Here is a 19,624-nt window from a genome sequence, read left to right as displayed (position 1 = left end):
TGATAGATTATAAACATACAATAGAAATTATACATATGGCAGAGAAAGGTACGATTTCGATCCACACGGAAAACATCTTCCCAGTGATCAAGAAATTTTTGTATTCTGATAACGAGATTTTTTTAAGAGAGTTAGTATCCAATGCGGTCGATGCTTCACAGAAGATTAAGCGATTATCTTCATTAGGTCAGTTTGGCGGTGAAGTAGGTGATTTGACGGTAGATGTCAAATTTGACGAAGCAGCAAAGACGATTACGATCTCCGATAATGGATTAGGAATGACGGCGGATGAGATCAAAAAATACATCAACCAAATTGCATTCTCGGGAGCGACTGAGTTCATGGAGAAATTCAAAGAAGCAAATGATGCGAATGAGATCATTGGTCGCTTTGGTTTAGGTTTTTACTCCGCTTTTATGGTGGCCGATCGCGTAGAGATTCAATCATTGTCATACCAAGAAGGAGCAGAGCCAGCGCACTGGACTTGTGATGGTAGTACATCTTATGAGATCTCGGAAGGTACGCGTACACAGCGTGGTACGGATGTGATCTTGCACGTGAATGCAGATTCTGAAGAGTTCTTAAACAAAAGCCGTTTAGAAGAGATTCTGAACAAATACGCTAAATTCTTACCAGTTCCAGTTCGTTTCGGTACGAAATCGACTAGCGAGCCTGATGGTGAAGACGAAGAAGGTAAGCCTAAATACAAAACCGTCGAGGTAGACAATTTCATCAACAATACCAATCCAGCTTGGACTAAATCTCCGTCAGAATTGACAGATGAGGATTATTTAGCATTCTACCGCGAATTGTATCCATACGCGATGGATGAGCCATTATTCTGGATTCACTTAAATGTAGATTATCCTTTCAATTTGACGGGTATTCTGTATTTCCCAAAAATCAAAAACGACCTAGAAATTCAACGCAATAAGATCAAGTTGTACTCTCGTCAGGTATTCATTACCGATGAGGTTAAAGATATCGTTCCAGAATTCTTGATGTTGTTGCACGGTGTGATCGACTCACCAGATATTCCATTGAACGTGTCCCGCTCTTTCTTGCAGGCCGATGGCAATGTGAAGAAGATCAATACTTACATTACGAAGAAGGTTGCAGATAAATTGCAGGAGATCTACAAATCTGACCGCAAAGGATTCGAAGAAAAATGGAATGACATCGGTCTTTTCATCAAATATGGTATGTTGAGCGATGATAAATTCGCTGAGAAAGCGAATGAGTTCTGCTTGTTGAAAAATACGGATGGCGAGCATTACACCATCAAAGAGTACTATGAGAAAGTCAAAGATATTCAGGTAGATAAAGACGGTAACATCGTGTACTTATATACACATGATACGGCACAACAAGATGGCTTTATCAGCGGAGCAAAAGCAAAAGGATACGATGTATTAGTATTGGATGGTCCTTTGGATACACATATCACGTCTTACCTAGAGCAAAAAGGCGGCGAGAAAGTGAAATTGAAACGCGTGGATGCTGATGTTGCCGAGAAATTGATTGAGAAAGACGAGCAGATCGAAGCGGTATTGACAGAAGAGGAAAGCAAGCAAGCGACAGAATTATTCGAAAAAGCAATTACGCGCACGGATATGAAAGTGGAAGTGGCTGCATTGAGTGCTGGAGATCTACCAGTTTCTGTCACCATCGATGAGTTTATGCGTCGCATGAAAGATATGGCCAAAACTGGCGGCGGCGGAATGGGCTTCTACGGCGAATTGCCAGATCAGTACAAAGTGACTGTGAATGGTAATCATCCTTTGGTGAAGCGTATTTTAGAAAGTTCGGAAGAAGAAGGTGCGCGCTTAGCGAAGCAAGCGTTTGACTTGGCATTACTTTCTAGAGGCTTATTGACTGGTGCTGAACTGACTTCCTTTGTGAAGCGCAGCGTCGAGATGATTTAATCATCTGCAATTATGTGATTAAAAGGTGTTCTTCGGAGCACCTTTTTTTCGTTTATAGGAATTTTGATGGTAAAACAATTTTACAAATGCCCTGTTTTTAGGAAGTGTGTCGTATCTTCACTCCGGCACATTTATAAGCGTAAAGGATTAGAAATCGAACGAAGTTCATAACAATTATAATCAAGCAAATATGTCAGTAGAAAAATTTAAAGCACTGCACGAGCAGGACAAACCATTTGTACTAGGAAATGTGTGGGATGCGCATACGGCCAAAGCTGCCGAAGAACTAGGTTTCCAAGGATTAGGAAGTTCTAGCCACGCCATTGCCAATATTTTGGGTTATGAAGATGGACAAAATATCAGTGTAGACGAGATCCTTTTTGTGGTCGAGCGTATTGTAAAAGCGGTAAACATTCCGGTTTCCGTTGATTTTGAAGCAGGTTATTCTTCTGATCCAGAAGAGGTAGCCGCACATGTAAAGCAACTGGTTGAAGTTGGTGTTGTCGGGATCAATCTAGAAGATGGCGTCGTGAAAGATGGCAAGCGAGGTATGGAAGATCCGCAGGTGCTAGCGCATAAGATAAAAGCAATCAAAGCGGTAACGAATATTTTTATCAATGCACGTGCAGATACTTATACGACCAAACACCCTGATGCATTAGCCGAATCAATCCGAAGAGCACAAATCTATGCTGATGCTGGTGCGGATGGTATCTTTATTCCAGTGATCGAAAAGAAAGAAGACATTAAGCAGTTCGTGCAAGAAATCCAATTACCATTGAACGTCTTCGCAACACCAAACATTCCTGATTACAAAACCTTAACAGAACTAGGTGTGAAACGTATCAGCCATGGAGCAAAGCTCTATGAGAAAATCTTTAAGACAACAAAAGAGTTGTTGGGAGATATTCAGAAGGAGCAGGCTTTTGGTAAATTGTATCAATAAACACACAACAATTCATAAACTAAAATCGGTGTGCAGGTCAACTGCACACCGATTTTTTTTGTAATTATTTAGCCGAGGTGCGAGGCTGCGGCAATCTTTAAAATAAGATCGTCTTCTCAACAGATTAGATTGCTTTGTCGTGCCTCCGCGCAATGACGTAATTTTTAATAAATCGGTTTCCTTTGGAGCTGCCTTCGGCGGTCTTCGTACCTTATCACTATGATGATATGACTTTTTTTAAACAATCTCCGGTGCGCTATTCGTACCTTCTGGCGTAATAGGTGGAGCCATCGATATGCGCGTTTGGCTGAGTGCATTGGGAAAGTTTTCGTTGATGTATGCAATCATGTGCTCACGGACGTAGCAGCGCAGATCAAACGCGTGTCCAGAATTGCGACAGCTCATCAAACAGCGCAATTCCATTGTTTTTTCCTTAAAATCTGTGACCTGCAAGACGTTTACTTTGCCATCCCAAAGCACGTTGCTTTCCAACAGTTCGGTCAATTTGCCGCGCAATTTATCGACTGGAATCGTAAAATCAACATAGAGAAATACAGTACCGAGTATCTCCGCTGTAGTTCTCGTCCAGTTTTGAAATGGTTTTTCGATAAAATAATTGATGGGTAAGACGAGCCGTCGTTTGTCCCAAATGCTAACCACTACATAGGTAAGATTGATTTCTTCCACCTTGCCCCATTCACCTTCTACAATCAGCACATCATCCATACGAATGGGTTGTGTGAAGGCGATTTGCAAACCAGCAAGCAGATTTCCTAAGGACTTTTGTGCGGCAAAACCAATAATAATACCACCGACACCCACACCCGTAAGTAATCCGGCGCCGATTTTACGCATATTCTCAAAGCTCAACAACACAATAGCGATGGTGACGATGACAATTAATGTGATCAGCAATTTGCGAATAAACTCGATTTGCGTACGAATCTTACGTTCGCGTAGGTTATTTTCTTTATTGATATCGAATCGATGATAGAGATAATCTTCGAATATGCGAATGAAACGAATCACGACGATAGCGAATGCTAAAGTGATCAGAATTTCTGTGATCTTTTCTACCAAAGCATGCGTTTGCACAGTAAAACGTGTGAAAGGTAGCAAGGCATTGAATACGAGAAGCGGAATAAATACCGACAAGATTTTGTTGAGATGTCGAATGATAGATCTTATCACCGAGTACGCATTGCCACTTTTTGCTTGTTGGCGTACGATGGGCAATAGGATCGCTCGGATGGCAAACCCCAGAATGACGGAGAAAATAATAACTAATACGTTCCAGGTCCATGCCGGCATTTTGAACGCAAGTTCAGTGAGGTTGATTGTCATGTCTTTCAATAGAATAGCTTACCATTCTATAACAGACCTACTGCAAGGTGGTTTTTACATTTTGAAATAGCGTCCTCAAGCAGTACCTGATAAGCTTATACCAGTATAAATTCATGCTTATCCAAGTAGATCCAATAAGTCTTCCTTGCCTATTTTCGGAGTTTTGGCGCTCGAGGGTGAAATTAATGAACCGGCGAGATCACGTTTTTTCTGTTGTAGCTTCATCATCTTTTGTTCCACCGTATCTATCGCGATAAACCGTACTGCTGTGACGTGTTTCTCTTGTCCGATCCGATAACTACGATCAATTGCTTGATTTTCTACCGCTGGATTCCACCAAGGATCCATCAAAAAGACATAATCTGCCGCGGTCAGATTCAAGCCTGTACCACCAGCTTTTAAGCTAACCAGAAATACGCGGCGATCATCATTTTTTTGAAACTGATCTACTTCCATTGCACGGCCTACAGTCTGTCCAGTTAGATAAGAATACTTTATGTCACGATCATCTAATCGACCTCTAATCAAATCCAACATCCCCACGAACTGAGAGAAAATAATGACTTTATGTTGCGAAATAATGCTGTCTAATTGCTCCAAAATTGCATCAATCTTAGCGGAAATAGTCTCTTCGTAGCCTTCTTTTAGCAATGCCGGCGCATTGGCGATCTGCCGCAGGCGCGTTAATCCGGCCAATACATTCATGCTATTTTTTTCCAACTCGTCTTCGTCGAATTGATCGACATAATGGCGTAATTCGGCTTCGTAGGTGTCGTAAATTGTGCGTTGTTTCTCACCCAATTCACAGTAGATGATCATCTCTGTTTTCTCTGGCAATTCCGTAGCCACTTGCTTTTTTGTGCGTCGTAAGACGAAGGGCGCCGTATATTTCTGCAATTCTGCTGCACGTTTATGATCGTCAAAGCGATCAATTGGCGTAGAATAGGTGTCTCTGAAATACGTCATATTTCCGAGCAAACCTGGACAAGCAAAGGAAAGCTGACCATACAAATCATAGGTGCTATTTTCGATGGGAGTACCAGTCAAAACAAAACGATTTCTGCTTTTTAACTGTATGGCAGATTTATAGCGTATCGAAGCTGGATTTTTAATTGCTTGCGACTCATCTAAAATGATGGTATCGAAAGCGAATTTTGTTAACCTTGAAATATCCGAAACCATCACGCCATAAGTAGTAATCAAGACATCGAAATCCGACCACTCGGCTGGCGAAAGATCTCTTCCTTTACCATAAAGAATATGTATGGAAAGGGAAGGTGCGTACGTTTGTATTTCGCTCTCCCAATTGAATAGGAGCGAAGTTGGTAAAACTACCAGCGCCGTACGTCGATCCCCTTGATTGCGTTGTGAAAGTAATAATGCGATGATTTGCAATGTTTTGCCCAAACCCATATCATCTGCCAAGCAACCACCGAAATTAAAATTGTCTAAAGCAGATAACCACGCCAATCCTTGGATTTGGTACGGTCGTAGCTTTGCTTGTAGTGCTACGGGTACTTCAACTGCTGGAAACTCTTGTTGATGATGTAGCCGCTTTACAAAAAGGTCAACTTCGCGTTTTGTCTCAGGGGACCATTCGACATTGTCGTCTAAATTATGCAACTCAGCAAATCGTGCTTTGGGAATGTCAATATGCCCTTCTTGCACTGTTCCCAGTGCAAAGAAGTTCGTTAATTTATCGATCCATTCTTCGGGTAAAATACCGCGTGTGCCATCGTCTAAGGTGACATAGCGTTGCTTATTGCGAATGGCGCGATACAATTGCTTTATCGATGCATGCTGATCGCCATAAGTTGCTGTAATTTTGGCGTTGAACCAATCGGTACCGCTGAGTATCTTGATGTCGACCTTTGCCGTATGGATATTGAGCTTGTCCAATTTTAGGTTTTGCGCGCCTAAAATGCCTATACCTTCTTGACGCAGACGCTCAAAAACAGGTAAAAACCAATCGTTGGCGACGAATGCTTCGTGGTGCAGATAGAATAAATCACGTTCATGCCATTGCTCTCCGAAGTGCGGATGCTGTGCTGCCAATAGCGCTTTGAAGCTGCTTTCTAAATCTTCATCGCGCTCCACGAGGTAAGTATTGCCATTGGCATCTATTCCTTTAATTTGCCTTTTGGTGACCAGCGGAATCTCTATCGCTCCATAACGCACAACTGGTGTGAGGTAGACGAAGCTGCCACGCTGCGCCAAATAAATGATCCGCTCTGTATTTTGCTGTATTATCTGCTTTTCCTCTTTGCTGGCCGATCGGATGGTGGCATATTGGATCTCAATCGCTTCCTCCAGCGGCTCTAACACAGATTTTTCGAAAACTTCGTATTTTGATTCGTGAATCAATAGGATGTCGGGGCGCTTGCGGAAATATTCGATCAAGCGCAGCATATGCACATTGCCAATCAGCGAAAATACTTGACTTTTTTGTATGAAATAACGGTGCTTGATTGGAAGTGTTTTTAGCGGAAACTCCTGTTCATCCCAACGTAAGGTAGCGGTGAGTTCGTAAAATGGCTGCCGCTTGAATACGCGAAGTACGATCGTGGCTTGCAGCATTTCCAATCTAATTGGTCGAATGGATTTTGCGGTAATATTATCCGAAATTGCCCTGTCGTGGAGGTAGGTAGGTAGCGATAGTGGATTTCGCTGTATAGCGATCAAGGCCGCCAGATCTTCTTCCTCTTCTTTTTCTTCGTAAGCGCTCGCAAAATTACCTAATGCTACGTAAAACTTGACTGCTGCAGCACTTTGCTCTTTCCAAAGCATATTTGCAGTGTTAAGAAATTGAAAAGGTGCCTTAGGCTTACCCGATTGTGTCATGCTCACGCTCAACAAGTCAAATCGTAATTGTGCGTAAAATTTATGCAATCCCAGCACAAGAATACTTTGCTTTGCGGTATCGGTTTCTATTTCACGGTCAAAAATTTTCGGTAGAGGAATGCCACCCGCATTTTCGTTCTTCAAATCAAGAATAGCATCATTAGCTGGTCGTACTTGAATCGATCCTTTATCATATAGCAAGTTAAAATATGGATCAAGGTCAGTTTCCGATTCTAAACCATAAGGCTTGGCATACGGAACGAGCATTTCGCGTCGCGCCTCGCCATCAAAAAATACGCGGTAAGCGGTGATATGCATCACGGCATATATCGCTAAATATTCATATGGAGATAAATGTGATTGATCGAAAACTGGCGAAGATGTGCGTACGCTGATGCCCGCCGCACTTTGCCATAGTCGAATCGTCAGATCTTCTTCAAGATCCATCGCCGCAACAAATTCAATACCATGGAGCATGATATGTGATACACGCAACTGATACATCGCTGATTTGGCGAATGCCGTATCCACCGCAGGATAATGTTTCAATAATGTTAATTCGCTCAAATTATCGAACGAAGTAGCTTGCAATTGGTACGTGCCGTCAGGTAATCTCACGCTGTCAGAAGGTATTAAACCGTGAAAAATTGTTGTAATTCTGGCAATGTCTCATCTGATTTTGCCATATCTTTCACAACTCTGCCACGCTCTAGTGCGATAATCCGACTGGATACATCGACCGTGTGCGACAAGTCATGACTTGAAATTAGCATGGTTTTTTCGCCTGTAGCCGTTAGATCTTTAATAATATGCTTTAGTCGTATTTGCGTACTAGGATCTAGATTTGCAAAAGGTTCGTCCCAGATGATGACGGTCGGGTCTCCAATTAACGTCGAGATAATGCCGACTTTTTTTTGATTTCCTTTGGATAGATCGCGAATGTAGGTACCGCGATTCAGTACTTCACCTTGAAAAAAATCTTGGTACTTCTCTAATAACAAATCCACCTGAGTGTGCTCCACATGGCGTACTTCGGCAATGAAATGCAAAAATTCTTCAGGCGTGAGGTAACCGATCAAAAAGCTTTCATCCAAAAAGGCAGTAGTCCAACTTTTCCATTCGTCAGATCCCGATGCGTTCAATCCCTGATGTAGTACAGAACCAGTGGTAACAGGGATAAGATCTAGTAATATGCTGAAGAGCGTGGTCTTGCCAGCACCATTATTGCCCACCAAACCAATACAATCTCCCTGACGGATCTGTAAAGCAGGGATTTGCAAAACCGTCTGACCGTTGTAGACTTTACTTAGCTCCATAATATCAATTATATGCTGCGTCATATTTCTCGCTTACCTGTTTAAAACCTTTTAATTATTGTATTTGCACGTTTAATAGCAGCGGGTATTGAGTGAAGATATTTTTTCAAAATTACACCGCCATTTATTGATACTATCAGAGCGTAGTATTTCGATGTTTTGCAGCTGTAAGTTAGCAAATTCTTCGGAGTTAAATTTTGAATTGCGGCGTGTGATCATTAATGGTTTAGTATTCAGGTAGTATTAAAATGGATCGCCTGTCGTATCACATGGAATATTCTTGACGAGAATAGAATATTTTTTGCATAAAAAAGCTAATAACGGAACAAGTTGATTAATATTGCATCATTATTAATCTGATGAAAATTTTATGTTTAAAAGTGTCGTTATTGCTCTTTTATTAGCTCCTTTTTTGGCTGTTTCTCAAGAATTTACTTTTGGTAAACTTTCCTTCGAAGACTTACATTTCGATAGAAATGAGATTGATAGTACTGCCAACGCTGTTTTTTTGAATGAGTATGGTACTACTCGTTTTTCGTTCGAGCCCGAAACCGGAAAAATGAAATTGATACACAAATATCACGCTCGTATTAAGATATTTAATAAAGAAGGGTTTAGCGCCGCGAACATTATTATTCCATTGCACAAGAATGGAACAGCTTATGATGAAAAAGAGCGCGCTTACGACATTAAGGCATCCACCTTTAATCAGGAAAATGGTAAACTCGAAGAAACCGTAATGACCAATAAAGCGGTATTCACCGAAGATAAATCCAAGTACCAGGCACTCACTAAATTTACGTTGCCCAATGTGAAGGACAACTCCATCATTGAATACGAGTATACCTTCGAGAGTCCCTATTTATTTACTTTTAAAAGTTGGGATTTTCAAGGAGAGTTTCCGAAACTAAATAGTACGTATGTGGCCTTTATTCCGGGCAATTATATGTACAATGTGTCATTAAGAGGTTATCTGAAACTTACTGATAATAAAGCGGAAATAGCCAAAGACTGTCTACGTATAGCTGGTAAAGACCTGGATTGTTCTAAATTGACATATAGTCTAAAAAATGTACCGGCATTCGTAGAGGAAGATTATATGATTGCGCCGAGTAATTATATATCTGCAGCTCATTTTGAACTTTCTGAGGTTGTTTTATTTAATGGTTCATCAAAAAAATACACACAAAATTGGAAAGATGTTGATAGGGAATTGTCCAATAATAAAGAATTTGGTGGTCAGATGAAACGTAAAGATGTATTCAAAGATATTGTTCCGGATCTTATTCAAGGGGAAAATGATGATTTGGCGAAGGCAAAAGTCATTTTTGATTACATTAAAAAACAAATAAAATGGAATAATTACTACGGGAAATACAGCGAAACGAGCGTCAAAGAAGTCATAGAAAAACGATCGGGTAATGTGGCCGATATTAATTTTGCACTTATATCTGCGCTTTCTGCCGCTAATTTAGATGTGGAGGCAGTCATACTTTCTACCAGAGATAATCCTATTCCAAATAAGCTCTATCCGATTATGAGTGATTTTAACTATGTGATCGCGAAGCTTAATATTGGTGCCGAAAGCTACTTACTAGATGCCACCGACCCATTGCTGCCCTTTGGTTTATTGCCATTAAGGTGTATTAATGACCAAGGTCGCGTAATTCATTTAAAGAAGCCATCTTATTGGATTGATTTAACAGCTGGTAAGAAAAGCTTATCTACGTATAGCTTAATAGGTGAGATGAACGCTGATGGTAAAATTACAGCCAAGTTAACTACCTATTTAAATGGTTATGATGCGTTAAACAAAAGGAAGGATATAGCCAATTCCTCGTCGGTGGATGAGTATGTAGATAAATTGGCCGAGCGAATGGTAAACATTAAGATTAAGAACTTCAAAATAAATTATGTTGATAGCGTTGAAAGAGCATTGAGCGAAGTGTATGAAATAGAATTTAGTGCGCAGAGTGCAGAAAACGAGTATCAGCATTTTAATCCTTTCTTTATTAATGGCGTTAAAAAAAATCCATTCAAATTGAATGAAAGAAATTATCCGGTAGATCTAGGCGCTGCAAGTGAAGAACGAGTAACCATAAAACTTATCTTGCCCGAACAATATGCGGTGACGGAACGACCGAAAGATTTGGCCATTGCATTGCCTGATAAAGGCGGTAGGTATTTTTTACAAACAGAGATAGCAGATCGAACATTAGCGGTAAACCAACTGCTGGCATTCAATAAAGCAATCTATTCGGCCGATGAGTACCATTATCTAAAAGAGTTTTATAATCAAATTATTCAAGCGCAAAAAGCGGAAGTGTTAATCTCAAAAGATAAATAATGAAGGTATTCTTATGGTTTTCCATTTTTTTGTGGAGCATTTCAGCAGTCATATCGCAAGACCATTCGGCAGAACATATTTCGGCTGCTTTAAAGAATCGAGCCCATGCAGTCATAAGAGACAGTAAAACGGTGATCGATATGCGATCAGCCAATAACGTATCGATATCTATTCAAAAAACGATTACCGTTTTAAATAAAAATGGTGATAAGTATGGTACTTTGGGTTTGTTCTATGATAAGAATACTTCCATAAAATCGGCCAAAGGTGAGATTTATGATGAATTCGGACGGTTAGTCACAAAAATTTCCTTGAATAATTTCAAAGATGAAAGTGCGGTAAACGATTTTTCACTTTTTGAGGATAGCCGGGTAAAATATTATATGCCGCAAATCAATAGTTATCCTTACACCGTTGTTTATAGCTACGAAATCAGAAATAAGCAGAATTTGATTATTCCAGAATGGAATCCCGTTCCTGGATTTGATGTAGCTGTAGAGAAAAGTAGTTATCAGTTTGTTTGTAATCCGACAGATGAGATCCGTGTACACAGCAGAAACTATGTTGGTACGCCAGAAGAAGCGACGCTTGAAAAACAAAAGAGCTGGACTTGGCAGATAGAAAATGTGCCCGCCGTACGCCACGAAATATATGCGCCTAATCCCGATACGTATTTCACTTCCATCAAAGTAGCGCCTAAGAATTTCAGTTATTATAATTTTAAAGGTGTTTATGAAGATTGGCAAGGATTAGGCCAACTTTGCTACGATTATTTGTTAAAAGATAAGCGCATTCTGTCGCCGGAAACCATTCAAACCATCAAAAAATTGGTGGAGAACGATACCGATGACAAAGAAAAAGCCAAAAAGATATACGATCATTTTCAAAAGAAAACGCGCTACATCAGCGTGCAAATCGGTATTGGTGGTTTTCAGCCTATAAAAGCAAGTGAGGTAGATCGCTTAGGTTATGGGGATTGCAAAGCCTTGGTCAACTACATGCAAGCGCTGTTAGAAGTGGCTGATATACCATCTTATTATTGCATTGTCGAAGCTGGCGACGAAAAAACGGATTTAATACCATCCTTTGCTAGTATGGAACAGGGCAATCATGCTATCTTATGTTTGCCATTGGCAAATGATACTACTTGGTTAGAATGTACTAGTCAAGATGCACCTTTCGGGTACTTAGGCTCTTTTACGGATGATAGATGGGTTTTCGCCTACACAAAAGATGGTGGTAAAATGCTGAAAACACCAAAATTTGGTGCTGAAACTAGCACTCAAGCACGTGAAGCAATGTTAACCTTGTCTAAAAATGGGAAGATTAGTGGTGACCTAACCACTTATTTTCAAGGTGCGCAATTCGATAATCATTTTTCTCTTATTAAAAAAACGCCGATAGAAAAAGAAAGACAATTAAAACACCTGTACGATATCAATAATATAGAGTTTACTTCGGTAGATTTAGCAGCGAATAATGATATTCCACTTTTTACAGAAAAACTGGGCGTAAATATAGAAAACTACGGAAGTGTAACGGATAATCGGATTTCCTTCTTTCCGAATTTATTTAATGTGCAACGTACTATTCCATCGGTGCGCAATCGCAGTTTGTCTTTTGAAATAAAACGCGGTTATACTGATATAGATAGTATTTACTTCACTCTGGATGGTGAAATTGTGCCCATATTTTTGCCTAAGCAAGTAAAGATTGAGAGTAAATTTGGCAACTATGAGCTAATCGCGAAGTTAGTAGACGGTAAATTATTCTACTACCGGAAATTAGTGATTCAAGACGGAGTTTTTCCTCCAGAAGATTATGAATTGTACGAAAGTTTCATGCAAGAAGTGGCGACTAATGATAAACTGAGATTGACACTTAACTTAGGAAAATAATCCATTTTTTGTTTATGAAATCGCGGATTGCTGCGATAATTATTATTCACCTACTTGCTTAAAACCTTCCAACATCGCATATTTGCGCGCATGATATCGGCGCGCGATGATACGTAACCAAACATTTCTGAAACATAAACCAATCATTCCCAGTACCACAAAAATCAAACATGTTGTTTCAAAAGTGGTAAAGGCTTGTACAATTGACCAAAGGATTACGGGGATTAGTAAGGCGGGAAGCATCATAATCCATTGGGCAGCGCCCATACCTTGATAATTGAAAAACTGAGATTTTTCCAAATCGACTCGTTTCTTATTGTATGTGCCAAAATAGAGAATAATGGGCACGTTGACACCAAGATTGTATACGGCGGTGGAGAGGTTGATCATTAAAATTTCCTTGCCGAAATATACATACGGAATCGTTAAGATCATTCCGAAGATAATGCTGATGTAGAGCAATATCGACTTGGCTCCAAGATAATCTTGGATATTAATGCGCTGTGTATGGATGATTGAATAATAAGAACTATCCCAAGCTGGAACGAACTGACCGAAGTTTAACGTAAACAAACCTGTCATAAAGATGCCTACAAAAACCAGCATACCTTGACTACTGGAGCTGGAATTGTTATAGAATAATAATCCATATAGAAGGCCAAAAAATGCGGTTGTCAATAACGATTTTGTCCGCTTATTGCGCCACAATAATTTTAAATCCAAACGGATTACTGGTGCATATCGCCCCAGCTGATCTATCCATCGTATATCGTCTGTCTTTGTTGAGTTTTTTCTGCTATGCGCCCTGCCTTCGAGATAAAGCTGATGCCGCAAAGAGCGATATATCAACAAGTATGATACTACAATAAGCAGAATTGGTAATACGGCTAAGGAGGGATGAAGTAAAACCAATTCGTAGAAAGCAGCTATTTGATCTGAAACGGATAGGACATGCAGGTAATCGAGCAGTATCAGTATAGCGACTACCAAGACGATAATGCTCGCTAATCTCCAATGAGCAGACAAAGATTGTTGGATGGAGAAGTTGAAAAAATGTAGCGATAGGGAAGTCCCAATTACAGCGACAAGCCACCCTAAAATTTGAAGTCCAGAATAATCGCCAATAGACCAGCAGGCAATGGCAAACGGGATAAACAATAAGGGCGCTAAAAGATTATAGAATGTAAATAAACTCTTGCTGAGCAGGTAATGCGTAAGCGTATCGCGTGAAATTCGTTGGATCAGGAAGGGTTTTATATTTAAAATGGGTAGCTGCTGCATAAAGAAACGTAAACCTAATTCTGAAAGAAACCAAACCAGCAGATAGCGATTTACTTGTTGCATGGGAAATAGATGATCCGAGCTTTCATCTAATATATCGTACATGCTGTGTCCTATAGCCAAAAGACCTATCGCAAATAGCAGCGCAAAAAAAGCTAATAGTGTTTTAATCAGGATGCTATGGCCGACATTTGCAGAACGAAAAAGACTTTTCCACTCCAAAGCTAGAAATTTTACGAACATAATAGACGATTTACGGTGCGCGATTTAGAGTGATAATTTTCCCTTCGAAGATATGCAAAATAGCTAATTATTGGGATAGAATGGTCAACAATAATCTGGGTTTGGCGTTATATAGTGGAGAAACGTGTGGGCTATATTCCCTACGAGTACATGTATCTAAAAGAACATTAATAGCGCTATACCTATGGCAATTATTGGAGAGATTATAAAGAGAGCAATTAAAGTAAATGGTTTACTTAAAGGAGAGACTAGTCCAGAATCAGCACAGCTGGAAGTATTAAAAGATTTGCTAACACGAGCGCAGCATACGGCATTTGGTCGGCAATTTGGGTTTACAGAAATACTACAGTCAGCAGATCCGATTCAAGCATTTCAAGAACAGGTTCCGATTTTTGATTACGATAAATTGCATGCCGAATGGTGGCATTACCTAGAGGAAGGGCATGAGAATGTGACCTGGCCTGGTGGTCAGCGCTATTTTGCATTGAGCAGTGGCACGACCAGCAATAGTAAAGCAATTCCAGTCACAGACGACATGTTAGATTCTATTCGACGATCAGGCATTCAGCAGGTGTTGAGCATGAAGAATTTTGATGTACCAGCGGAGTTTTTTGAGAAGAATATTATGATGTTGGGTAGTAGTACCAATCTGAAAGATTATCATGGTTTCTTAGCCGGCGAGATCAGTGGGATCACGGCCGCTAATTTGCCCATGTGGTTTCGCAAGTTCTACAAGCCTGGAAAGAAAATCGCCGCAAGCGATACGTGGGAACAGCGTGTTAAGCGTATTGTAAAAGCAGCGCCTAAATGGGATGTGGGCACGATTAGCGGTATTCCGTCTTGGGCCGAGATTATGCTCAAAGAAATCATTAATCACCACAAATTGGAAACTATTCATGATATCTGGCCTAATCTGCAAGTATATACCACAGGCGGAGTTGCCTTTGGTCCTTACCGTAAAAGTTTTGAAAAACTATTTGCGAAGCCGGTTACCTATATCGATACGTATTTAGCATCCGAAGGATATCTGGCAACGCAAAAAAGACCAGACACCGATGCGATGTCTTTAATCGTGGATAATGGTGTTTTTTTTGAATTCGTACCGTTCACCCCAGAAAATATGGACGAAGAAGGCCGCGTACGTCAGGACGCGAAAGTACTTGCCTTGAAAGATGTGCAGGAAGGGGAAGAATATGTACTATTGATTTCGACCGTTTCGGGCACGTGGCGCTACATGATTGGTGATACGGTTATTATTGCCAATAAAGAATTGGGCGAAATTACCATTAGCGGCCGTACCAAACATTTTCTTAATGTAGTAGGGGAGCAATTGTCTGTAAACCAGATGAATATGGCTATTCAGCGTGTGCAAGAAAAGTTTGATTTATCTATTCACGAATTTACAGTAGCCACCATATCCGACGATGGAAGATATATATCCAAATGGTATTTGGGTGCGGATCATCAGGTAGAGCTGGCTGAATTGAGTGCATTTCTAGACGCGGAGTTGAGCAATAGTAATAAAAACTATAAAGTAGCGCGTAACCAGTCATTGGCTGAGGTGCAAGTGCATGTAGTTCCCGTATCACATTTTCACGACTGGAGTGCCAATTTTAAAAAATTGGGCGGTCAGACGAAGATTCCACGCGTGATGAAGGAGGAAGAATTTAAGGAATTTGAGGCGCATATCGCGACGCTATAATTTTAAAACAACAAAGCCGGTGATTATCGGCTTTGTTGTTCTTCTTGTTCAATATTCGTGGTGATATCTTTTTCTTCCGCTAGAATATCGTCCTTATCCGAAGCATTGCTCTGTTGCATTTCCTCAACAACCTGGACGATATCATCCGGTGATAGGTACAATCGTGCAATTTTATCTTTATATTTTTGCGAAAGGCCACTATGACTAAGAATAAAATCTTTGGTGGCTAGTATATATGGCGCCATGCCCCGATGTACGGCAAATGTATCAGCCACACGCTCTGCTTTGCGGATATAAGTTTTAGAAAGCCAATACAATAAACCGAACCGAGCAATGCCAAAAGTGCTACGCTGTTCGTAATCCATGATATGACCCAATTCATGACCAATCCAACCTATTAACACCTTGGAGTCGACTTGATGTATTGGCTCAATACTGTTTTGCAATTTGAAGACAGGATTTATCAGTATGTCATATGTTCGATTTTTGCGGGTGCCAAACAAGGTGCTCACTTGTGGTCTAGCTGCCATAATTGATCCTTTTAATGATCTCGTAAATTTAAATCGAATGCGTGTTGTTTTAAGTTCAGGGTAGTGGGCGAGTGCGCTAATTACTTCGTTGCGTATTACATTAGGAATTTCTTTGTCAATAGTCTCTGTATCTTTTATTATCATATTCCTTGAGGTATGTATTCGCTTATACGGGGCAAATTCCACTCCAAAACGCATTTTTCACGTAAAACTTTTTATAAAATGGCCTGTTAGTATTTATAGAAAACATTTAATGGGAATACCTATGAACGATAATAATAAAAAACCAAAAAACGCGGAAGAACGCGGTCAAGCAGAAAACGAAAAAGCAAACTACACGAGCTTTCCACCTGAAAAGGAAGATATAAAAGGAACTCAGCAAGAAGATGATCCTGATATCGAAGAGACGCAGGATGAAGAGGAGTTGGATGGGACACAAGGACCTCTAGCCGGTAATGCAGATGGAAATGTAGATCCTGAAAAGAAGGACGATTAGTATTTTATACCATGTATATACAAAGGCTATTTGCTTCAAAGCCATAGCCGTTTCTTTTAGGAAAGCATATTACTGAAACAGGTATTAATGCAAAAAGAAAGTCCGATAGAGTACATCTATCGGACTTTCCCTATACAGGAGTAATTTGATATTATTTCAAATTGTTGATTTCCTGTTGTTCTTTCAATTTAGCGATATTGTTTTTATCACTGAATTCTTCCGTTTTCTGTTGGAATGAATCTAAGATGGCCTGAATAGCATCTGCATTATGCGCGGTGCGCTCGTAGATCTCAGGTATTTTCTCTTCGATTGTTTTGTCGCCGAGTTCGATGTTATCGACCTCAATTTTTCCAATCTTTTCCAAAACAGCTTGCTGACTGTGTCTCACATCCTCAAGCTCTCTGGAAATCTTTTCCATCAACTCAAACTTTTTCAACTTGTCCATAATATATTCTGTTGTTTCTTAACAATAGAACAATTGGAAGTTAAAAAGGTTTTATTCGACTACAACACCCATATTACTAAATTTATCAATTCGTTCGTTAACTAACGTATCAATATCTTTAGACTTCAGGGTGGCAAGATCGCTTACTATTTTCGATTTCAGTTTTTCTGCGGCAGCTAATGGATCTTGGTGCGCTCCACCAAGTGGTTCTTCGATAATGCCATCTATTAATCCGTTTTGCAACATATCTTCTGCTCGTAATTTCAATACTTCTGCTGCTCGCTCTTTGTGATCCCAGCTTCTCCACAAAATAGAAGAACAGGATTCTGGAGAAATAACCGAATACCAAGTGTTTTGCATCATGTATACACGATCTCCAATACCAATACCCAATGCCCCACCAGAAGCCCCTTCACCAATAACGATACAGATGACAGGAACTTTCAAGACCGACATTTCGAGTAAGTTGCGTGCAATCGCTTCACCTTGCCCGCGCTCTTCTGCTTCCAAGCCTGGGTATGCGCCCATGGTGTCTATTAATGTAATGATTGGCTTACCAAATTTCTCTGCCATTTTCATCAAACGCAAAGCTTTGCGATAACCTTCTGGATTAGCCATTCCGAAGTTACGAAATTGGCGCTCTTTGGTGTTTTTGCCCTTTTGATGACCAATAATCATGACTGATTCACCATTGATCTTGGCAAATCCGCCTACGATAGCTTTATCATCACGTACCGTGCGATCTCCATGGAGTTCGACAAAATCGGTACTGATCATCTCTATATAATCAAATGTCTGTGGACGACCTGGGTGGCGAGACATTTGTACCTTTTGCCATCCGGTCATGTTTTGATAGACCTCGATTTTTGTTTGTGCCAACTTCTCCTCGAGCTCGCGAATAGTAGCACTCATGTCTACTTTCGTCTTTTCCGCAACCTGATTTACTTTCTCAATTTGAGTTTGTAGATCTGCTATTGGCTTTTCAAAATCAAATGTTGTCTCCATATAATTTGTTTACTATGCTTGCCGAAAAGCTAAGATAGTGATTTTAGATTAGTATTAAATGAGGGTTTATACGTTGAAGCGGAAGTGCATGATGTCACCATCCTGTACTATGTAAGTTTTGCCTTCTACAGCAAGTTTACCCGCCTCTTTGACTGCAGCTTCTGAACCGAAGCTTACAAAATCAGCAAATTTGATTACCTCAGCGCGAATAAAACCTTTCTCGAAATCGGTGTGAATTACACCAGCAGCTTGCGGTGCAGTATATCCTTTTTCAATCGTCCATGCACGCACTTCTTGTACTCCCGCCGTGAAATAGGTTGCCAAATCCAAAAGATCGTACGCTGCACGGATCAGTTTATTTACACCAGATTCTGTCAAGCCAAGATCGTCTAAGAACATTTGACGCTCTTCGTAATCTTCCAATTGTGCAATTTCTGACTCAATCTGCGCAGAGATTACTAAAACGCTAGCGTTCTCCTCTTTTACGGCTTCTTTTACACGCTCTACATAAGCATTGCCGGTATTAACGGAAGCTTCATCGACATTACACACATAAAGTACGGGCTTGCTAGTCAGTAAAGAAAGCTCTTCGATAAACTCCAAATCCTCTTCTTGTATTGGAGCAGTACGAGCAGATTTGCCCGATTCCAAATGAGTTTTGATTACAGAAAGGATTTCATATGTCTTCTTAGCATCCTTATCGCCACCAGTCTTCGCCATTTTCTCTACTTTTTGGATGCGTTTTACTACGGTATCCAAATCTTTTAGCTGCAGCTCAGTATCGATGATCTCTTTGTCGCGGATTGGGTCTACAGATCCATCCACATGGATCACATTACCGTCATCAAAACAACGTAGAACATGGATAATAGCATTCGTAGTGCGAATATTTCCTAAAAACTGATTCCCAAGCCCTTCACCTTTCGATGCACCTTTTACTAAACCCGCAATATCTACGATCTCAATGGTATTGGGAACAACGCGTTGTGGATTTACTAATTCTGTCAACGTTTTCAAACGATCATCCGGAACGGTAATTACGCCCACGTTGGGTTCTATCGTACAAAATGGGAAATTGGCAGCTTGTGCCTTCGCATTTGATAAGCAGTTAAATAAGGTAGATTTACCTACGTTTGGTAAACCGACGATTCCACATTGTAATGCCATAAAAGTCCTAAAAATTTGTGCAAAGATAATAATTTGAAAGACATTGTAAGATGCGGATAGTCTATAACCGATAAATACCTTTTTATTATTATAATTCGGACATCCTTTTTTTGTATTTTTGCGATTGAAATTATCACA

14 protein-coding genes are annotated in these 19,624 nt (G+C 40.2%); 6 read left to right on the top strand and 8 right to left on the bottom strand.

What is annotated here, in order from left to right; translation table 11 throughout:
- Nucleotides 1-35 precede the first annotated feature (35 nt).
- Together htpG and DC487_RS10760 are read left to right on the top strand one after the other, a co-directional pair.
- Nucleotides 36-1,925: a molecular chaperone HtpG gene (gene htpG / locus DC487_RS10765; protein ID WP_116775972.1), complete on the top strand. Its 1,890-nt coding sequence runs from the start codon at nt 36-38 to the stop codon at nt 1,923-1,925.
- 190 nt (nt 1,926-2,115) lie between these two features.
- Entirely contained in the window at nt 2,116-2,871 is a 756-nt protein-coding gene (locus DC487_RS10760; protein WP_116775971.1) for an isocitrate lyase/PEP mutase family protein, read from the top strand.
- Nucleotides 2,872-3,108: 237 nt separating this feature from the next.
- Here the strand turns inward: DC487_RS10760 and DC487_RS10755 are convergent, their stop codons facing one another.
- The 3 genes from DC487_RS10755 to DC487_RS10745 all read right to left on the bottom strand — a co-directional run bounded on the left by DC487_RS10755 (nt 3,109) and on the right by DC487_RS10745 (nt 8,396).
- A complete protein-coding gene (locus tag DC487_RS10755; protein WP_116775970.1) occupies nt 3,109-4,215 on the bottom strand; it encodes a mechanosensitive ion channel family protein in 1,107 nt (368 codons plus the stop codon).
- Nucleotides 4,216-4,332: 117 nt separating this feature from the next.
- A complete protein-coding gene (locus tag DC487_RS10750; RefSeq protein ID WP_116775969.1) occupies nt 4,333-7,674 on the bottom strand; it encodes a DEAD/DEAH box helicase in 3,342 nt (1,113 codons plus the stop codon).
- Between the two features lie 14 nt (nt 7,675-7,688).
- Nucleotides 7,689-8,396 carry an ATP-binding cassette domain-containing protein gene (locus DC487_RS10745; protein WP_207774372.1) on the bottom strand — a complete coding sequence of 236 codons (708 nt, stop codon included), beginning with the start codon at nt 8,394-8,396 and terminating at the stop codon, nt 7,689-7,691.
- A gap of 346 nt (nt 8,397-8,742) precedes the next feature.
- Between DC487_RS10745 and DC487_RS10740 the strand changes: the two genes are divergently transcribed.
- Nucleotides 8,743-10,719 carry a DUF3857 domain-containing protein gene (locus DC487_RS10740; RefSeq protein ID WP_116775968.1) on the top strand — a complete coding sequence of 659 codons (1,977 nt, stop codon included), beginning with the start codon at nt 8,743-8,745 and terminating at the stop codon, nt 10,717-10,719.
- Nucleotides 10,719-12,617: a DUF3857 domain-containing protein gene (locus DC487_RS10735; RefSeq protein WP_116775967.1), complete on the top strand. Its 1,899-nt coding sequence runs from the start codon at nt 10,719-10,721 to the stop codon at nt 12,615-12,617. Before DC487_RS10740 ends, DC487_RS10735 begins: the two co-directional genes overlap by 1 nt.
- A 42-nt stretch (nt 12,618-12,659) precedes the next feature.
- Here the strand turns inward: DC487_RS10735 and DC487_RS10730 are convergent, their stop codons facing one another.
- On the bottom strand, nt 12,660-14,141 hold the full coding sequence (locus DC487_RS10730; protein ID WP_116775966.1) for a DUF5687 family protein: 1,482 nt from the start codon (nt 14,139-14,141) through the stop codon (nt 12,660-12,662).
- Nucleotides 14,142-14,325: 184 nt separating this feature from the next.
- Between DC487_RS10730 and DC487_RS10725 the strand changes: the two genes are divergently transcribed.
- Entirely contained in the window at nt 14,326-15,843 is a 1,518-nt protein-coding gene (locus DC487_RS10725; RefSeq protein WP_116775965.1) for a GH3 family domain-containing protein, read from the top strand.
- Between the two features lie 23 nt (nt 15,844-15,866).
- Here DC487_RS10725 and DC487_RS10720 read toward each other — a convergent pair whose 3' ends face one another.
- The gene (locus DC487_RS10720; protein WP_207774369.1) at nt 15,867-16,373 is read right to left on the bottom strand and encodes a hypothetical protein; all 507 of its coding nucleotides are present in this window, start codon (nt 16,371-16,373) and stop codon (nt 15,867-15,869) included.
- Between the two features lie 265 nt (nt 16,374-16,638).
- On the opposite strand from DC487_RS10720, the gene DC487_RS10715 reads away from it, so the two are divergent.
- Complete coding sequence (locus DC487_RS10715; protein WP_116775964.1) at nt 16,639-16,869, top strand: hypothetical protein; 231 nt, start codon at nt 16,639-16,641, stop codon at nt 16,867-16,869.
- Between the two features lie 151 nt (nt 16,870-17,020).
- Here the strand turns inward: DC487_RS10715 and DC487_RS10710 are convergent, their stop codons facing one another.
- From DC487_RS10710 to ychF, 3 genes are all read right to left on the bottom strand, one after another.
- Nucleotides 17,021-17,314 (bottom strand): hypothetical protein, encoded by a 294-nt coding sequence (locus DC487_RS10710; RefSeq protein ID WP_116775963.1) that lies wholly within the window; start codon nt 17,312-17,314, stop codon nt 17,021-17,023.
- Nucleotides 17,315-17,365: 51 nt separating this feature from the next.
- Complete coding sequence (locus tag DC487_RS10705; RefSeq protein ID WP_116775962.1) at nt 17,366-18,319, bottom strand: acetyl-CoA carboxylase carboxyltransferase subunit alpha; 954 nt, start codon at nt 18,317-18,319, stop codon at nt 17,366-17,368.
- Nucleotides 18,320-18,385: 66 nt separating this feature from the next.
- Nucleotides 18,386-19,486: a redox-regulated ATPase YchF gene (ychF, locus tag DC487_RS10700; protein WP_116775961.1), complete on the bottom strand. Its 1,101-nt coding sequence runs from the start codon at nt 19,484-19,486 to the stop codon at nt 18,386-18,388.
- Between the last annotated feature and the right edge of the window lie 138 nt (nt 19,487-19,624).

This window comes from Sphingobacterium corticibacter, assembly GCF_003076635.1.
Lineage (GTDB): Bacteria > Bacteroidota > Bacteroidia > Sphingobacteriales > Sphingobacteriaceae > Sphingobacterium > Sphingobacterium corticibacter.
This window is presented reverse-complemented; position numbering and strand designations above follow the sequence as displayed.

Bases quoted from the DNA above. Each gene is read 5' to 3' on its own strand.
- htpG (WP_116775972.1), top strand. From the start codon at position 36: ATGGCAGAGAAAGGTACGATTTCGATCCACACGGAAAACATCTTCCCA.
- DC487_RS10760 (WP_116775971.1), top strand. From the start codon at position 2,116: ATGTCAGTAGAAAAATTTAAAGCACTGCACGAGCAGGACAAACCATTT.
- DC487_RS10755 (WP_116775970.1), bottom strand. From the start codon at position 4,215: ATGACAATCAACCTCACTGAACTTGCGTTCAAAATGCCGGCATGGACC.
- DC487_RS10745 (WP_207774372.1), bottom strand. From the start codon at position 8,396: ATGACGCAGCATATAATTGATATTATGGAGCTAAGTAAAGTCTACAAC.
- DC487_RS10740 (WP_116775968.1), top strand. From the start codon at position 8,743: ATGTTTAAAAGTGTCGTTATTGCTCTTTTATTAGCTCCTTTTTTGGCT.
- DC487_RS10735 (WP_116775967.1), top strand. From the start codon at position 10,719: ATGAAGGTATTCTTATGGTTTTCCATTTTTTTGTGGAGCATTTCAGCA.
- DC487_RS10730 (WP_116775966.1), bottom strand. From the start codon at position 14,141: ATGTTCGTAAAATTTCTAGCTTTGGAGTGGAAAAGTCTTTTTCGTTCT.
- DC487_RS10725 (WP_116775965.1), top strand. From the start codon at position 14,326: ATGGCAATTATTGGAGAGATTATAAAGAGAGCAATTAAAGTAAATGGT.
- DC487_RS10720 (WP_207774369.1), bottom strand. From the start codon at position 16,373: ATGGCAGCTAGACCACAAGTGAGCACCTTGTTTGGCACCCGCAAAAAT.
- DC487_RS10715 (WP_116775964.1), top strand. From the start codon at position 16,639: ATGAACGATAATAATAAAAAACCAAAAAACGCGGAAGAACGCGGTCAA.
- DC487_RS10710 (WP_116775963.1), bottom strand. From the start codon at position 17,314: ATGGACAAGTTGAAAAAGTTTGAGTTGATGGAAAAGATTTCCAGAGAG.
- DC487_RS10705 (WP_116775962.1), bottom strand. From the start codon at position 18,319: ATGGAGACAACATTTGATTTTGAAAAGCCAATAGCAGATCTACAAACT.
- ychF (WP_116775961.1), bottom strand. From the start codon at position 19,486: ATGGCATTACAATGTGGAATCGTCGGTTTACCAAACGTAGGTAAATCT.